10 protein-coding genes are annotated in these 15,886 nt (G+C 41.8%); 6 read left to right on the top strand and 4 right to left on the bottom strand.

The features are described from left to right. The first annotated feature begins 168 nt into the window (after positions 1 to 168). Positions 169 to 3,726: a PD-(D/E)XK nuclease family protein gene (locus tag AAA071_RS05580; protein ID WP_287550323.1), complete on the top strand. Its 3,558-nt coding sequence runs from the start codon at positions 169 to 171 to the stop codon at positions 3,724 to 3,726. Continuing rightward, positions 3,716 to 7,582 (top strand): helicase-exonuclease AddAB subunit AddA, encoded by a 3,867-nt coding sequence (gene addA, locus AAA071_RS05575; protein WP_349234068.1) that lies wholly within the window; start codon positions 3,716 to 3,718, stop codon positions 7,580 to 7,582. Before AAA071_RS05580 ends, addA begins: the two co-directional genes overlap by 11 nt. 80 nt (positions 7,583 to 7,662) lie before the next feature. Here the strand turns inward: addA and AAA071_RS05570 are convergent, their stop codons facing one another. After that, positions 7,663 to 8,604 carry a diacylglycerol/lipid kinase family protein gene (locus tag AAA071_RS05570; RefSeq protein ID WP_008602199.1) on the bottom strand — a complete coding sequence of 314 codons (942 nt, stop codon included), beginning with the start codon at positions 8,602 to 8,604 and terminating at the stop codon, positions 7,663 to 7,665. Between the two features lie 208 nt (positions 8,605 to 8,812). Between AAA071_RS05570 and AAA071_RS05565 the strand changes: the two genes are divergently transcribed. Further along, entirely contained in the window at positions 8,813 to 9,520 is a 708-nt protein-coding gene (locus tag AAA071_RS05565) for a GntR family transcriptional regulator (RefSeq protein WP_004694848.1), read from the top strand. A 174-nt stretch (positions 9,521 to 9,694) separates the two neighbouring features. Here the strand turns inward: AAA071_RS05565 and AAA071_RS05560 are convergent, their stop codons facing one another. Continuing rightward, complete coding sequence (locus AAA071_RS05560) at positions 9,695 to 10,078, bottom strand: helix-turn-helix domain-containing protein (RefSeq protein ID WP_287508126.1); 384 nt, start codon at positions 10,076 to 10,078, stop codon at positions 9,695 to 9,697. A gap of 189 nt (positions 10,079 to 10,267) precedes the next feature. On the opposite strand from AAA071_RS05560, the gene crcB reads away from it, so the two are divergent. The 3 genes from crcB (at position 10,268) to AAA071_RS05545 (ending at position 14,632) form a co-directional block, all read left to right on the top strand. Next, on the top strand, positions 10,268 to 10,648 hold the full coding sequence (gene crcB, locus AAA071_RS05555) for a fluoride efflux transporter CrcB (protein ID WP_077707756.1): 381 nt from the start codon (positions 10,268 to 10,270) through the stop codon (positions 10,646 to 10,648). Positions 10,649 to 10,732: 84 nt separating this feature from the next. Then, a complete protein-coding gene (locus tag AAA071_RS05550) occupies positions 10,733 to 11,713 on the top strand; it encodes a molybdopterin-binding protein (RefSeq protein ID WP_077707755.1) in 981 nt (326 codons plus the stop codon). Positions 11,714 to 12,133: 420 nt separating this feature from the next. Then, positions 12,134 to 14,632, top strand: coding sequence for an S-layer homology domain-containing protein (locus AAA071_RS05545; protein WP_349234067.1), 2,499 nt, complete (start codon positions 12,134 to 12,136; stop codon positions 14,630 to 14,632). Positions 14,633 to 14,766: 134 nt separating this feature from the next. On the opposite strand, the gene AAA071_RS05540 is transcribed toward AAA071_RS05545, so the two are convergent. Next, positions 14,767 to 14,997: a hypothetical protein gene (locus AAA071_RS05540; protein ID WP_004694858.1), complete on the bottom strand. Its 231-nt coding sequence runs from the start codon at positions 14,995 to 14,997 to the stop codon at positions 14,767 to 14,769. 9 nt (positions 14,998 to 15,006) lie between these two features. Then, on the bottom strand, positions 15,007 to 15,840 hold the full coding sequence (locus tag AAA071_RS05535) for a metallophosphoesterase (RefSeq protein WP_287508120.1): 834 nt from the start codon (positions 15,838 to 15,840) through the stop codon (positions 15,007 to 15,009). Positions 15,841 to 15,886: the final 46 nt, after the last annotated feature.

Genomic DNA, 15,886 nt, shown 5'->3' with positions numbered 1-15,886 from the left:
CAGTATAGTAATTTATTATATCGAAAAACTTCGTTTAATGCTATATCTAATTCGTATAGTGCTACAATTAATTTGTGTAGTGCTATTCTAATGCGTTAACTGATATGAGCAATATACATTTGTGGATTATATCAATTGAGATGGTGAAAGTTTCACTAGGGAGGTCTCATGAGTATTAGTGTCTATTATGGACGGGCTGGATCAGGCAAGACGCGCGCCGTATATGAGCGCATACGTCAGGTCATGACAGACTGTCCAGGGGAACCAATAATCTTGCTTGTTCCTGAACCTGCCACCTATCGGGTGGAACGGGAGCTAGCTGAATTTATGCCTGAAAAAGGCTTTACTACGGTTCGCGTCGTAGGCTTTGGTCGTTTGGGTTATCAGGTATATCAATCGATAGCCTCAAAAGGGGTCGGTCAATCAAGTTTATCAAGCTTTGGCCGGTCTATGTTGTTGCGCCTTGTAATGAAACGAAAGCAAAAGGAACTAGGGCTGTTAGAACAGGCCACAAAGCGACCTGAGTTTTCCTCTGTATTGCAACAACTCTTTTCTGAGTTCCGCGCCTTCCGTGTAGGCCCTGTGGACCTAGAACGAGGGGCAGAATCTGTTAAAAATAAAGTATTACAAAAGAAATTGCGCGAGCTAGCTATTTGTATGTCTGCCTATGAAGAAGAACTCAGTCGCCATGGGGAGCGCGACATCGATCCTATCATGGAAATCGTAGAGGCTTTGCCACAATCTCCTCTCATGGAGAATAGCCACGTCTTTATCGATGGTTTCCATTGGTTTACGCCCACACACTATGAGTTGATTTATACCTTGTTTGACTTGGCGAAGGAGGCCGTTATTACTATCGATTTACCGATGGATCCGAAGGCGTTAAATCTAGCTCGTCGAGGGGAGCATCTCTTCAGCCGTCCTTTAGAGATTTACGACACCTTAGTCGCTCGTTATGGCTCTAGTATCAACTGGGTTGGCTTTGACGGGAAACGAGGCCCTCAAATCGTTCAAGCTCTAGAGTCTAATTACTTTGCTAGTCCTAGTAAGAAAAACTCTACAGATGAAACGATTCCGCTTATTCGCGGCTATAACCGGGAACGCGAAGCCGATGCGGTGGCTCGTCGTATTTTAGCCTATATAGAATCATCTGAAGAGGCTCGTTACCGAGATGTATGTATTATGCTCCGCGAGTCTGAAACCTATGGTGATACTTTAGAAAAGGTCTTTGCTCGCTACGGTATCCCGCACTTTATTGATCGTCAGCGGCCTATGAAAAACCATCCATTAGGCGAGCTATTGACGGCACTCTTTGATATCGTGCGTCATAACTATAGTCGGGACAGCATGTTCCTCTTGCTCAAGACGGACTTGATGCCTCTTAGCCGTGAAGCTGTAGATGAGTTAGAGAATTATGTTCTCGAGTTTGGTATCGATCATTATAAATGGGAACGTGAAAGCTGGCCGTACTTACGAGGCTTTCATGAGGGGCAAGATGAAGAAAGCCACGTAGATGCACCGCGCAGAGCACGTATTAACAAAGCAAGACAAACCATTATGGATATATTATCTCCATGGTTTGACTTTGCTGCTAATGCGGATGGTCATACAGGGGCTGAGTGGGGTACACAACTTTATGGTTTATTAGAAATCTTACAAGTGCCAGAGCGCCTCTATGAATGGGCGAAGGACGCAGAAATTGTAGGTGATCAAGAATCCAAAGCTAGTCATGAACAGATGTATAATGCGGTTCTTTCCTTTATAGACGAAATTTCTATGGTCATGAAGGATGAAATATTGACTCTGGATGAGATGATGCTCCTCCTCGAAGAAGGCCTTAGCGATGTAAACTACTCTATGATTCCGCCGTCTTTAGACCATGTGGTGATTACCACTATCGAACGTGGTTACAGCCAGTGGTGGCCTAAGGTGTTCGTAATGGGCCTCAACCAAGGCGTATTTCCTCAAAGTATGGGAGATGAAGGCCTCATCAAGGATAAGGAGCGTCAAGAATTGGCCGATGCAGGCATTACCTTAGCAGAAGGGGCCTTGCCGAAGGCTTTCAACGAGAATTTCCTATTATATCTCGCCATGACACGGGCATCCGATTCGTTGACCTTGTCCTATGCGGGCTCTGGTGAGGATGGAACAGGTCTTGAGCCATCCCTCGTTGTAAAGCGATTAGAATCTCTTGGGTACGTAGATCAGGCAGTAGATATTCCTCTCTCTATTGCACCTGATACAGAGGCAGATTACATGTGGCGTCCGCTCCAAAGTCTGTCATTGCTATCTGAGCGTTGGGGGGCTCTCTTTAGTGGTTATGAGGTCAATCCTCTTTGGTGGGGACTCTATAACTGGGCTCGTGAAAGCGAAACATATCGTCCTCGTTTAGCGGAGGTGTCACGTGGTATTCGAGATAACAACGATGTGCCTGTCATAACGCAGGATTTAGTGAATGGTCTATTCTTGTCTAAAGGCTACATGTCTGGCTCTGTGACGCGCCTTGAACGATACCAACAATGTCCGTTTAAGTTCTATGCCCAATATGGTTTGAAGCTAGAACCGCGTCCAGTACGCTCCTTTGGAGCTCCTGAAATCGGTACGTTCTTACATGCTAATTTAGAGCGCTTAGGTAATTATCTGCTAGAAAATAACAAACAATGGCGTGACCTCGACGAAGAGGAACAAGAAAATCTATGCCGTACTGTGGCAGACGAAATCTTGCAAGAAAATCAGCTAGGTGAAGAAACGAGCGATGCCTACCAAAAGGCCATCGAACAGCGTGTACAGAGAACATTACATGTGACGGTAGATCGTCTCGTAGAGTGGTCTAAGCGCAGCGATTTTGATACGAAGTATTTAGAGCAAGACTTTGGTCGTCAAGGTGGCTGGGATCCTATTCGGGTCCCTCTTGGTGAAGACCGTTACTTGCGACTCATCGGTCAAATTGACCGCATCGACGAATATACACGGGATGATCAAACCTATGGCATGGTTATCGACTACAAGTCGGGTGGTGCTCATGTGACGGCCCAAGATGTGTACTATGGACTTAAACTGCAACTCATGACCTATCTGTTGGCTTTGGAGTCCGCTTATGGTAAAACACATGGCGGATCTATGTCCCCTGCGGCGGTGGTTTACTCTTACGTGAAGAACCCTAAAATCCCTGCTGATGCGCCTATATCTTATGAAGATGCGGTTTCGTTGGCTAATGAAAGCGATGCTTGGCAAAACAGTGGGTACTTCTCCGATGATATAGAGTTGTTGACGCATATTGACAATAAGTTCTTGTCCTATGGATCTAAGCGTGGGCCTTATGTGCCGATTGCTACGAAAAAAGATCAAACCATTTCTAGCAGAGATTTGCGAAAAGTTAAGTCTACAGGTGAATTTGACGTAATGTGCTGCTATACAAATCACGTGATGGCTGAGACGGGTCGTCACATTGGGGAAGGGCAGTTCCCGATTAAGCCATATCAATTGAATGGCCTTAGACCTTGCACATTCTGCGATTACAGAACGGTATGTCGCTTTGACTCTAGCCGTAATCGATATAATTATTTGTCTAGATTGTCTGAAGATGATGCATTAGAACGGATGAAAGAGGTCTTAAGCGACGGAAACAACGGAAACAACAGTAACGACAGAAATAACAGCAACGAAAAAAATAATAATAATGACGGAAATAATAGTAGCGAAGGAGGTGAAAACCATGGGTGTTAAATGGACGCCAGAGCAGGAGTCTGCCATCATAGCACCTAAGGACTCCTCCTTAGATAATCAGACCTTACTTGTTGCGGCTGCTGCCGGTTCAGGTAAGACAGCGGTCCTCGTAGAGCGCATTATTACGCGCCTTAAGGATATGGATAATCCCTTATCCGTTCAAGAACTCATGGTTGTAACTTTCACAAAGGCTGCAGCCCAAGAGATGAGCGCTCGTATTGGCCTTGCCTTGGCTAAAGCCATGGAATCTACAGATGATGCAGTACTACAAGAGCGCCTTGAACGACAGCTCAATCTATTGCCGTCTGCTCATATTTCTACCTTGCACTCCTTTTGCCAATGGGTAATCCGGTCCTATTTCTACAAGCTCGATATTAATCCAACGGCTCGTATCGGCAATGAAGCAGAAATGGCGTTGTTACAACAAGAGGTATTAGCCGATTTATTAACTAAGTCCTATGAAGAGGGCCTTTATAATATCTATGAGCTAGCGGACTTCTTCAGCGACGATAAATCCGATGCGGGCTTAACGGCAAAGATTATGTCTTTATATAATTACGCCATGTCCCTTGCTAATCCCGATGGATGGCTAAGAAAAGCCTTAGAGCCTTATAAAGAGGCGATGAACATAAACCCTAGTGATACGATGTGGGGCGAATATATGTGGTCGAATCATTTAGCTGTTATCGACCGTATTCGAGAGCGCTTAGAGCGGATGGAGCAAATTTTACTTGATCCCGTAGGTCCTCATAAGTGGCAAAATATATACGATAATCAACTGGCTGCACTAAGTATGCTTTCAGCAGCTCAATCTTGGAATGATATGGGCGATGCTTGTAAGCATATGGATACCTTTATTAAGGATCAATTCCGTATGGGTTCAAAAGAGGCACAAGCTTATGACCCTATTTTGGTGGCAGAGTTTAAATCTTTAGGTGGTCAAAATAAAGATGACCTCAAAGCCATGCAAACCGCTATATTCACTGTTCCGGAAGCTACCTTGCAAGAGCAGTTTAAGGCTCAATATCCAATCATAGAAGGCCTTGTAGAGCTGACGATTGCTTTTCATAAAGCTTATAGAGACATGAAGCAAGAGCAAGGCATCATGGATTTCAGCGATCTTGAGCATCTATGCTTGGCTCTTCTCGTTGCACCTGGCACAGAGGATGAGCCTCAGAAATCTGAAGTAGCAAAGGAACTGCAAGATACTTTCAAAGAAATCATGGTCGATGAATACCAAGATACGAACGGTGTTCAAGAAACGATTATCAATTTGATCTCTCGCGTTGATAATAGATTCTATGTGGGGGACGTGAAGCAGGCTATTTATAGCTTTCGTATGGCTGATAGTTCTCTATTTATGGAGAAATATAATACGTACGGTGGTACTGATGCGGTAGAACGACGTATCGACTTGGCGAAAAACTTCCGATCTGATGCAAATATTTTGGCTGCTACGAACTTTTTGTTCTATCAAATCATGACGGAAGACGCGGCAGAGCTTAATTATACAGAGGCTGAATCGCTTATTCCTGGCCGCATCGTAGAGGATGCACCAGAGGATTGGGTTGGAGGCGACGTGGAATTGCAGCTCTTAGATGTGAGTAAGGATACCCTTGGTGCTAGTGAAAGTGACGAAGATGAAGGGGATGACCCTGAAAACAACGAGCGTGAGCTAGATTTCATCATTCAAAAAATCAAGGAAATCCATGCTGCTAAGAAACAGGTGCAAAATCCAGATGGCACATTCCGTCAAATCGAGTGGCGAGACTTTGCTGTTTTGCGCAGATCCTTGGCGGGCTGGGGTACGCGTGCCGTAGAAGCCATGCGTCAAGCGGGGATTCCTGCGGTTGTAAATGAGCGAGACGGTTACTTTGAAGCACAAGAGATTCAACTTTTATTGGCATTGTTATCCATCATAGATAATCCGGAACAAGATTTGCCGATGGCTGCCGTATTGCACTCTGGCCTGGTAGGCCTTGATGCGAACGAACTAGGCGCATTGCGCCTGTCTGGTGAGGGGTCCCTATGGTCGCTCATGCCAGCCTATGCAGAAGTGGCTCAAGATGAGCGCTTATTAGCTTTCATTGGTCATATGGAGCGATGGCGTACCTTGTCGCGTCGCCACGGTGTGACCGATTTGCTATGGGATATTTACGAATCCCAAGATTATGTAAACTATGTAGGGGCTATGCCGAATGGCCTCGTTCGACGCGCTAATGTGCTCGCCTTATATGATAGAGCTAAGGGCTATGAAGCCTCTGGCTTCCGCGGGCTCTTTAGGTTCTTGCGCTTTGTGGAAAGCTTGCGTGACAGCAACCAAGATATGCCACTTGCCAATGTGGTGAGCGAGGCAGATAATGTGGTGCGCCTCATGACCATCCATAAGAGTAAGGGTCTTGAATTCCCTGTAGTATTTTTATCTGGTGTACAAAAAAGATTCAATATGATGGACTTGCGTTCAGAGCTTCTTATCGATAAAAATGCAGGCCTTGGTTTGAAAGGGTATTTTCCAGATATTCGAGTGTCCTTCCCGACCATGCCTTGGTTCTATGTGAAAGACGTAAAAGAGGCGGCCCTCAAGGCGGAGGAGCAGCGCATTCTTTATGTTGCCTTGACACGGGCACGAGATAAGCTATTCATGACAGGCTTTATTAAAGGCTTTAAAAATTCTAAAGGTATGTTAAGCACCATAGGTGAGCTCATTAAAAATGTGGCTTCCGTAGAAACTCAACAGTTACCGACAGATATTATTACACAAGCTAATACCTATCTAGACTGGATGATCATGGGCTTTGCTCGTCATTTAGATGGCGGTAATCCATTGCGCGTAGCCATCGAGTACGAAGGACCCACCTATTTTGATTTACCGGATAAACAGTGTCGTTTAAAGGTTGAAATCCATGATGGCTCTCTTTATGGTGATCTCGATTACAAAGCGGATATCGACGAGACTACAATCAATAAAGTTCGGGAGTTGAAAGTGGTTAATTCTGTAGAGTTGCCACAGGAAATCGTGAATCGATTCAACTATAGCTATCCGTACAGTGATGCTACTCGTCGGACAGCGAAAATCTCAGTTAGTGAATTGAAACGACGGTTCCAAGAACGAGAACTAGAGGCAGGAAATATAGACACTCTTAATGAATCTGTTGCAACGGTAGATTTGGGTGCTAAACGAGCTGTGTCGGATGCGGTTCAGGCTATCGAGCTAGATACAACGAACCTGAATCTTAGTGCCGATGATACTAGTAATATTAGTGTTCAGCCTGTTATAGTTTCGGAGGATGATTTAGCAAATTCCGTATTCGGTCGAAAGCCACAAGCATTACAGTCTGAAGATGATGTATTGACCGGTGCTCAATGGGGGACCTTGATGCATGAGGCTATGCAATGGCTACCTCTTGTGACGTATACGCAAGCTTCTTTGACGAAAGAACTCGATGCACTGGTGGCGAATGGAACTTTTACAGAGGAAGAACGGAATTTATTAAGCGATACGAGTTTGTATAAATTTTTTAGCTCTGATCTTGGTAAGCGCCTTATCAATGCAAAACGTATCGAACGAGAGTTGCCGTTTAGCATGCTCTTTGAAGGAAAACGCGTATACGACACCTTAGAGGACGGGGAAAATCTGTTCCTCCAAGGTATTATTGATACGGCCTTTGAGGAGGATGGCGAATGGGTTCTCGTAGATTACAAAACGGATCGCGTTACATCCGGAGAAGAACTCATTAAGCGCTATAAAATCCAAATGGACCTCTATAAAGAGGCCTTGCAGCGATTGACGGGAATGCCCGTGAAAGCATGTTACATTTATAGCTTCCGCTTGCATGATGCAATCATTGTGGACTAATGCGCATAGATTCTTATAAATTAATAAACACAAAAGCTCTCTATCTTTTGATAGAGAGCTTTTGTGTTACCAATTACTTATTATATATGTGGTAGTTTAGGCAGATTTAAGGCTTTTTTCTTTTTGTGCTTTGCAGGTGCAAATACTTTGAGTACGCGTGGCAATACTTCAATATCCACAGGCATATCCGGACCTGCATCACCATCCATATTAGTCGATAAATCATCGACGTCAGATAGAAGTTCGATATGAGCTTTTTTCACCGTTAATGTCGTTGTATAACGAGAATTATAGATGGCACCACTGATAATGAGTGGTAATACGCTGAGAATATCGAGGATAAAATATTCCTTGAAGATGATGATACGCATATAACCATCATCTACAGAGGCTTCTGGCATAAAACGTTCAAAGCTAGAGACTACATTGGTAAGTAGGGCTAAAACGAGAGGGGATTTGCAGATGAAATCGTCGTTCTCTGTTTTGATGCGGTACGTGTAGTCCTTTGTAGTGAACAACGCTTGGCCTGCTCGCAAGAAATACGCAAGAGGGCCGAGTATGCTTTTTTCCTTTGGCGTAACTTCATCCACAACCTTAGGAATAACACCAGCTGCAATATTATTGCAGAAATACCGATCATTACAACGGCCGATATCAATGGTTCGAGTTTCATTGATATCGATACGCCTGATAGCTTGTGTTGGATTTTGGTGAATGCCGAGCGCACGAGACATATCATTTACTGTACCAACGGGGATAAACCCAAAGGTACAGGAGAATCCACCTTGGGCAATACCATTAACGGTTTCGTTAACAGTGCCGTCACCACCCATGCAGAATACGGCATCAAACCCGCGCTCACAAGCGTTCTTAGCGAAACGTGTAGCATCGCCTTCACCTCTGGTGAATTTGACCTCAATCGTTTCGAACAATGTACTCAATTTCCATTGTAAATCGAGGGCGTAACGGCGCGCTGCACCGCCTCCTGAGACAGGGTTGATGATAATCAAACAACGGCTCATAGTATACTTCCTTACTTTCAAAAATGAGATATAGCTATTATCTATAGTTAAATTGACAGTCTTAATGATGAGTTCTATAATTGTAATGTATGCACTTAATTTCGCACAACATACTGTCTAAGATATGTTGTATACTATATTATACTCATTTTAACCGTTCTTTGAAAGTCTGAAAGCATGAATGGTTAGTAAGGTTTAGGGGCTAGTAATGGGAAGACAAAGTTCAAAAGATAAATACAAATTGTCCGCAGTGGATTCTATCGAAAGATTACCTCTCAGTGAACAAGTATATTTAACATTAAAAACAGCTATCTTAACAGGCGAATTGATGCCTCAAGAGAAGCTTAACGAAGTAAAGATTGCAGAACAATTACAAGTGAGTGCTACACCCGTGCGTGAGGCATTCCGCAAATTGGCTAAAGATAATCTCGTAGTTATCGTTCCTTGGAAAGGTGTTACTGTAAAAGCTGACACGCCAGAAGAAATCGTAGCACTTTACCAAGTTCGTGAAGTAATGGAAGGACTTGGTGCTAGATTATGTGCTCGTCATGCTACACCTGAGCAAGTACAAGAGCTAAGAACCCTTTGTAAAGAAATGCATGAAATTGAAGATGCCACAGAACGTGTTGATGTAAACAGCCGATTCCATACAATGATTGCTCATTACTCTGGCAATGAACGCATTGTAGATTATCTAGCAGGTTTCCGTGAACGCGTTAATCGTGACATGTACATCAGTTCTTTCAATGCTGTACGTACACATGACTGTGATGATGAGCATGATCAAATCGTAGACGCTATTGAACGTCACGACGAAGTAGCTGCAGAAACAGCTATGCGTCAGCATATCAACAATGCATTTATCTTCAAAAAAGCAAATGCGGAAGTACAGCATAAAAAACTTAATGAAGTATAATGCCTGCTGATGCAATGGGCATAATTACATATGAGAGGCTCCGCCAATGGCGGAGCTTTTTTGATTATTATTTTGAATATCTAATTCAATTTTCATTTAGAGTATTTAGAGCATCTTGATATAAATTAGTTATCATTTGTTGTATTTAATTAACCGTTGTTTTAGACTATTGGACTAGTTTTCTTTTGTTTGATTTCGAGACGTTCTCTTGGTGTGGTTCAGAAGCTCTAGCCGTTTATAATGTGATGTTAGGTGCGCATTACAGTTTTTATAATCTACAACACGCAGTCTTACGAGCTGACCTACGTTGATTTGAAAGGCTTGAGCGATTTTAAAAAGAATTTCTAAAGACATGCCTGAGATGCCTGTACCACATTCTAATTTACTTAAATAACTACGACTGATACCAATGTGACGAGCTAACTCTTGTTGAGACATATTTAGGGATACGCGAATAATGGCAATTTTATGACCTAAACAAACATATTGATGTTGTAAAAACGGGTCTTCGTATGTGTTGATCCGCAGTTCGGTGAGCGGTGTAGACGAGGGGTGCATAGGGACTCCTTTCTTTTCCCTACTCTCTAAATATAGTATACTGAGATTATTAGCATCTGACTAATATAGAAAAGTAGATAATTATCGGCTATTACAGATAATTACACGAATTGTGAAAGTAGTATTACATGTATGCTATAGTAATGTGATCATACCATCTAGTATGTTATCTTGAGTAGAGGAGGCAATATGGAAAAATACATAGCCGTTGCCCTCGGTGGCGCCACTGGGGCCTTATGCCGTATGGCTCTTGGTGAATGGGTGATGACAAAGGTCAGCTCGTTTCCGTATGGTACGGTAGTAGTAAACCTCGTTGGTTGCCTCATTATCGGTCTAGTCTTAGGCCTTTATATGCAAAAGCCAGATCTACCTCAATGGGCGAGATTCTTCCTCGTTGTAGGTGGGCTAGGTGCATTTACCACCTTCTCAACCTTTGCCTTTGAAATGCTACAGCTTATGATGGCTGAATCCTATGTACAAGCATTATGGTACGGTGCAGTACAAGTCGTAGGGGGCTTAATCCTCTGTTGGGTTGGTATGCTAATAGTGCGTCTACTCTGTACTATGTAAACATATTAATATTGAATAATAGTATTAAATACATTTTGATGTTATACAGTAACGTATTTTGTTATTAATGACTTGGGAGATATTATGAAATCTATTAGAACACAAGATGCCGTAGGGCAAATATTATTACACGATCTCGTAAGAATCGTCATCGGTGAGGTGAAAGACACGCCCTTCCGCCGTGGACATGTAATTACAGAAGAGGACATTCCTAAACTCTTGGATCTTGGCAAGGAACATGTATTTGTAATGGAGCCAGAAGATGAGGGGTTCTTGCACGAAGAGGATGTAGCTCGTGCTTTATACCATATGGCAGGCGGTGAAAACATGCACGATGGCCCTATGGCACAAGGTAAAATTGAAGCCATTGCGGATGTAGATGGCCTTTTCAAGGTCGATGTAGACCGATTATATGCTATCAATAGCATTGGTGAGTTGACTATTGTAACGAGATTTAATAATACACCTGTGAAAGCTGGTGATAAACTAGCAGGCATGCGCTGTATTCCATTGTTGTTAGAAGAACAACAAGTAGAAGATGCAAAGAAAATTGCTGATGGTAAGCCTTTGTTACATGTAAAGCCGTTCGTGCGCAAAACAATGGGTATCGTTACGACTGGTTCTGAAGTATTTGAAGGTCGTATTAAAGATGCTTTCACACCAATCATTGAAGAACGTTGTGCTGAATTTGGTGTTACAAAGGTAGCTCACGAAATTGTAACGGATAATACAGACGATATCGTGGCGGCTATCGACAAGGTGAAAGCAGCAGGCGCAGATATCATTTTCTGCACTGGCGGTATGAGCGTTGACCCAGATGATCTCACTCCAGGAGCGATTAAACGCTATGCAGATCGAGTAGTTACCTATGGATTACCTGTGTTACCAGGGTCCATGGTTTGCATTGCTTACTGTGCAGATGGCACACCAATTCTTGGTGTACCAGGTGGTGTATTGTTCAGCAAACCGACTGCTTTTGATGAAATTGTGCCACGCCTCATCGCAGATGATGAAATCACCAAAGAAGATTGTATAGCTATGGGCCATGGAGGATTCTTGGGCTAATAGGCTAGTATAACAAGATTAGCTAGAATAACCAATATAGCTATTCTAAGTAATATAGCTAAAGCAAATAATATAACTAGAATAATTAGTATAGCTAATATAATGAATATAGTTAATATAGCCAATATAAGGAGATAAGATAAATCTTATCTCCTTATATTGTTATTATGCTATTAATTTATAGTATGATGAATTTGATAGAATTTTTATTTATAGATAAAATTGATAATTTTATCTATTTTGTTAAAAAATTCGTTTACTTCATTTAATATTTAAAGTACAATAATAGTTAAGGATAATGATAATACATTAGTTAATAATGGACATATTTTATGCTGAGTTTTGTTGAATATATATTATAAATGATAATATATTATCCGTTGTATTTATAATTTTAGATGTAGGGAGGAATAGTAAACGATGAAAAGCAAACAAGTTGCATTATCATTGGCAATACTACTTGCGTTAGGCACGGGAACTGTATTACATGTAGAAGCACAAGGAAATCCGACAGAGTATTCACGTCACTTTGGTGATGAAAACACGGTTACCAGTGACCATAGTTTAGCAGTAGGTTTCAGAAATACGGTATCCGGTTCATATTCAACTGCTGTAGGACAGTCTTCTACCGCATCTGGTGAGACTTCACTAGCTATCGGACGAAGTGCACAGGCAACTGCTAATAATACCAATGCTATTGGTCGGAGTGCACGAGCAGAAGGTGAAAATGCTACTGCAATAGGCCATGGATCAGTTTCTTCAGGGCGTAATTCAAATGCCTTTGGTTCATCCGCTAAAGCATCTGCTGAAGCTTCTACAGCGGTTGGCAATAGTACAAAGGCTAGTGGTATTTCAAGTACCGCTACTGGCTTTAATGCTGAGGCATCTGGTAATTTCTCTTCAGCATATGGTAATGATGCTAGAGCAAAGGGAAATCGTTCAGTAGCCGTTGGATATAATGCAAAAGCTGAAGAGAGTGCAACTGCTGTAGGTAATAATGCTAATGCTGGTGCTGCAAATGCTGTTGCAGTAGGTTCAGGTAATACGATTACTGCACGTAGTGGAGTTGGAATTGGTAGCAGTAATTCTGTTTCTGGCATTGATTCTGGCGCTTTTGGGGTTAGAAATAACGTAGCGCAAGCAAATACATATGTACTGGGCAGTAATGTGACGTCAACACAAGGAAATAGTGTTCTCTTAGGCAATGCATCTACCGATAGAGCTGCCACAACAGAAACACAAGCTAATATAAATGGTATCAACTATTCCGGCTTTGCTGGGGTAGGGTCAGCTCGTAACGGCGTTACGAGTGTTGGTGCATCTGGTAAAGAACGTCAGGTGATTAATGTAGCATCTGGGAAAGTATCTTCTGATAGCACGGATGCTATAAATGGTAGTCAATTATATGCAGTAGCAAATACAGTGGGCGGAATTCTTAATAATCACAATACATTAATTCAAAATAATATTAATGAAATCGATAAAAATAAAGAAAAAATTGCCGACAATGAACGAAAATTAAAAGATCATACAGATGTCTTACAAAAACATGAAGATATTTTAAATGGACATAGTCAAGAATTAGAAAAACATAATAAATTAATTGTAAATCATGATAATCAAATTACTCGTTTAACTAAAGAAAATCTTCGTCAAGATGCTGATTTACTTCGTCATGAAGATCAAATTCAAAATCATGACATTCAATTAAAAAATCAAACTGAACGTATGAATAATCAAGAAAAACGTATTGACAATCAAGATAAGCGTTTAGATTATTTAGATAATCGTGTTGATAATCATGATGCTCGAATTGAAAATCATAGTGAGCGTATCGAAAGTCATGAACGTCGTATTGAATATAATAAGACTTTAGCCACAGAAGCATTAAAAGAAGCTAAAAAACATACTAGCATTTCTGCAGGTAATAATGTAACTGTAACTACAAGCACAAATGCTGCTGGTGGTACTGATTACAAAGTATCTGTAGATAAAGTTAAATTTGGTAATGTTTCTTTGGACAATAAAGGTCTAAATAATGGTGGCAATAAAATCACTAATGTAGCCGATGGTGAAGTATCCGCTACATCTAAAGATGCCGTTAACGGTAGCCAATTGTATCAAGCTACTAGCGGTATTAGTAATGGTGTGAACCTATTAAATAGCAAAATAGGAAAAGTTGGTGCTGGTGCGGCTGCATTAGCGGCTATTCATCCATTGGATTTTGATCCTGATGATAAATGGAATTTTGCGGCTGGTTACGGTAACTATGCCGGTGAAAATGCGATGGCATTAGGTGCTTTCTACAGACCAAATGAAGACACTATGTTCAGCGTAGCTGGATCCATGGGTAACGGTGAAAACATGGTCAATGCCGGCGTTTCATTGAAATTAGGTCAAAAAAATGGTGTATCTACTTCTAGAGTAGCTTTGGCTAAAGAGGTTCAAGACTTAAAGGCCATTGTAAAAGCCCAAAATGTAGAGATTCAACAAATGAAGGTATCCATGGGAATGGCACCTCAGTATGACAAGAAAGATGTGAACTTCCCTGATGTACCGGCTAATCATTGGGCTTATGAATATGTAAAAGACTTGGCTGATAAAGGTCTTGTTGAAGGTTATCCTGATGGCGAATTTAAAGGCGATCGTACGATGACTCGTTATGAGTATGCTGCGATCATTTACCGTGCTTTACAATTGGGTGCTCCAATTGATGGTAAAATGGGGCGTGCGATTAACGAATTTAATCCTGAATTGGCTCGTCTTCGTGACTTGGATCGCATTCGTGTGGATCGAATCTCTGGTAAAGACAATGATCGTCATAAGGTAGAACGACTTCGTGTAAACAATAAAGACAATAAGCAAACTAATGATTACAGAGATGTTTATGGTAGTCATATCGAGCGTAATGCGAAGTAATTACTTGTCATGAATTAACCTTTTAAACTAAAAGGAAGACAACAAAATAGTTCTTGTATAAACTAAAGAAAAAACAAAGGAGGCTGTGATAAACGGCCTCCTTTGTTCAATTGATTGCATTATTAAATACGTTATTAAAATGATTTTTTACCTAGTGTAGGGTGGCTACAACGTTTTAGCGTTAGGGTATCAATCATATGGACGGCTTCGTCCAATGTAATATCTTCGCGCTTCGTTGGTGTTTCTAGGACAGCTAACGGATGCTCCGTGCCCACCTCACCAGAAGGTAAGTATATATATTCTTGGTTGACGGTGTCACCAAAAATATAGCCGGCTTGTAAATGTTCTTTGTGAATGCGACTCATGGTCTCTCCTTAAATAATTTGCTTTAGTTTGAAGTCTAGATAGTCTGCAGATACCAATTCTAGTTTTGTCGTACCAAATTCCTTTGGAATCCGGTTAAAGGAAATTTGATCGTGTAAGTGGCCAAAGATGCAGATATCTACCTTATATTGCTCCATGAGGTCCGTAAAGCCCGAAGGAGCGTTGGACTCGTTGAATGGAGGGTAATGTAGCAACAATAACTTTGTTATAGGAATAGTCTCTATATCTATAATAGAATCAGGTGTTGATGAATAGGACTTTTTAGAACCGGATGATTCTGTTATACAGACCTTTGTTTCCGTCCTGAGTTCTTCAAGTACTTTATGTATTGCCTTATCCATTTCTTGAAGTGCCGCTTCAGTACGCATCACTTCTCTATCGTAAATGGATTGGTCCGTTTCTGGGGAAAAGTGGGAGTCTCCAGGACAAAGGTAGGCACGCGTTCCTCCGAATGCAATAAGGCGCGGACCTTCTTCGGTTTGGATGAGTTCTGCGGTGCCGTGACCTTGTATAAAGGTAATAGCGTCTCCCATGAGATTATGCATCTTGTTTGCCGATGCCCACCAATAATCATGGTTGCCGCGAATCATATATTTTTTACCAGGTAGAGATGCAATTTCTTGTAAATCGCAGGCCGCTTCTTCAAGGCGGAGAGCCCAGCTCATGTCACCTACGAGAAAGACGATATCTTCATCGCTTACATTGGCATTCCAATGCTCTTTGATGCGGGCCCAGTGATCATTCCAGTGAGGACCAAAAATATCCATCGGCTTTGTAGGAGGATTGCCAGATAGATGGAGGTCGCCGATGGCAAATACTTTCATAAAAATCCTTTCAAATATGTATGGTTAAACCATATATAAAATTATC

Origin of the sequence: Veillonella parvula, assembly GCF_040097785.1 — a bacterium.
In the GTDB taxonomy this organism is placed as follows: Bacteria; Bacillota; Negativicutes; order Veillonellales; family Veillonellaceae; genus Veillonella; species Veillonella parvula_D.
Note: the sequence above shows the minus strand (reverse complement) of the source record. Positions and strands in the feature narration are given on the sequence as shown.

What these genes read in the sequence shown, in the direction of transcription:
- AAA071_RS05580 (WP_287550323.1), top strand. Translation starts at nt 169, where the DNA reads ATGAGTATTAGTGTCTATTATGGACGGGCTGGATCAGGCAAGACGCGC.
- addA (WP_349234068.1), top strand. Translation starts at nt 3,716, where the DNA reads ATGGGTGTTAAATGGACGCCAGAGCAGGAGTCTGCCATCATAGCACCT.
- AAA071_RS05570 (WP_008602199.1), bottom strand. Translation starts at nt 8,604, where the DNA reads ATGAGCCGTTGTTTGATTATCATCAACCCTGTCTCAGGAGGCGGTGCA.
- AAA071_RS05565 (WP_004694848.1), top strand. Translation starts at nt 8,813, where the DNA reads ATGGGAAGACAAAGTTCAAAAGATAAATACAAATTGTCCGCAGTGGAT.
- AAA071_RS05560 (WP_287508126.1), bottom strand. Translation starts at nt 10,078, where the DNA reads ATGCACCCCTCGTCTACACCGCTCACCGAACTGCGGATCAACACATAC.
- crcB (WP_077707756.1), top strand. Translation starts at nt 10,268, where the DNA reads ATGGAAAAATACATAGCCGTTGCCCTCGGTGGCGCCACTGGGGCCTTA.
- AAA071_RS05550 (WP_077707755.1), top strand. Translation starts at nt 10,733, where the DNA reads ATGAAATCTATTAGAACACAAGATGCCGTAGGGCAAATATTATTACAC.
- AAA071_RS05545 (WP_349234067.1), top strand. Translation starts at nt 12,134, where the DNA reads ATGAAAAGCAAACAAGTTGCATTATCATTGGCAATACTACTTGCGTTA.
- AAA071_RS05540 (WP_004694858.1), bottom strand. Translation starts at nt 14,997, where the DNA reads ATGAGTCGCATTCACAAAGAACATTTACAAGCCGGCTATATTTTTGGT.
- AAA071_RS05535 (WP_287508120.1), bottom strand. Translation starts at nt 15,840, where the DNA reads ATGAAAGTATTTGCCATCGGCGACCTCCATCTATCTGGCAATCCTCCT.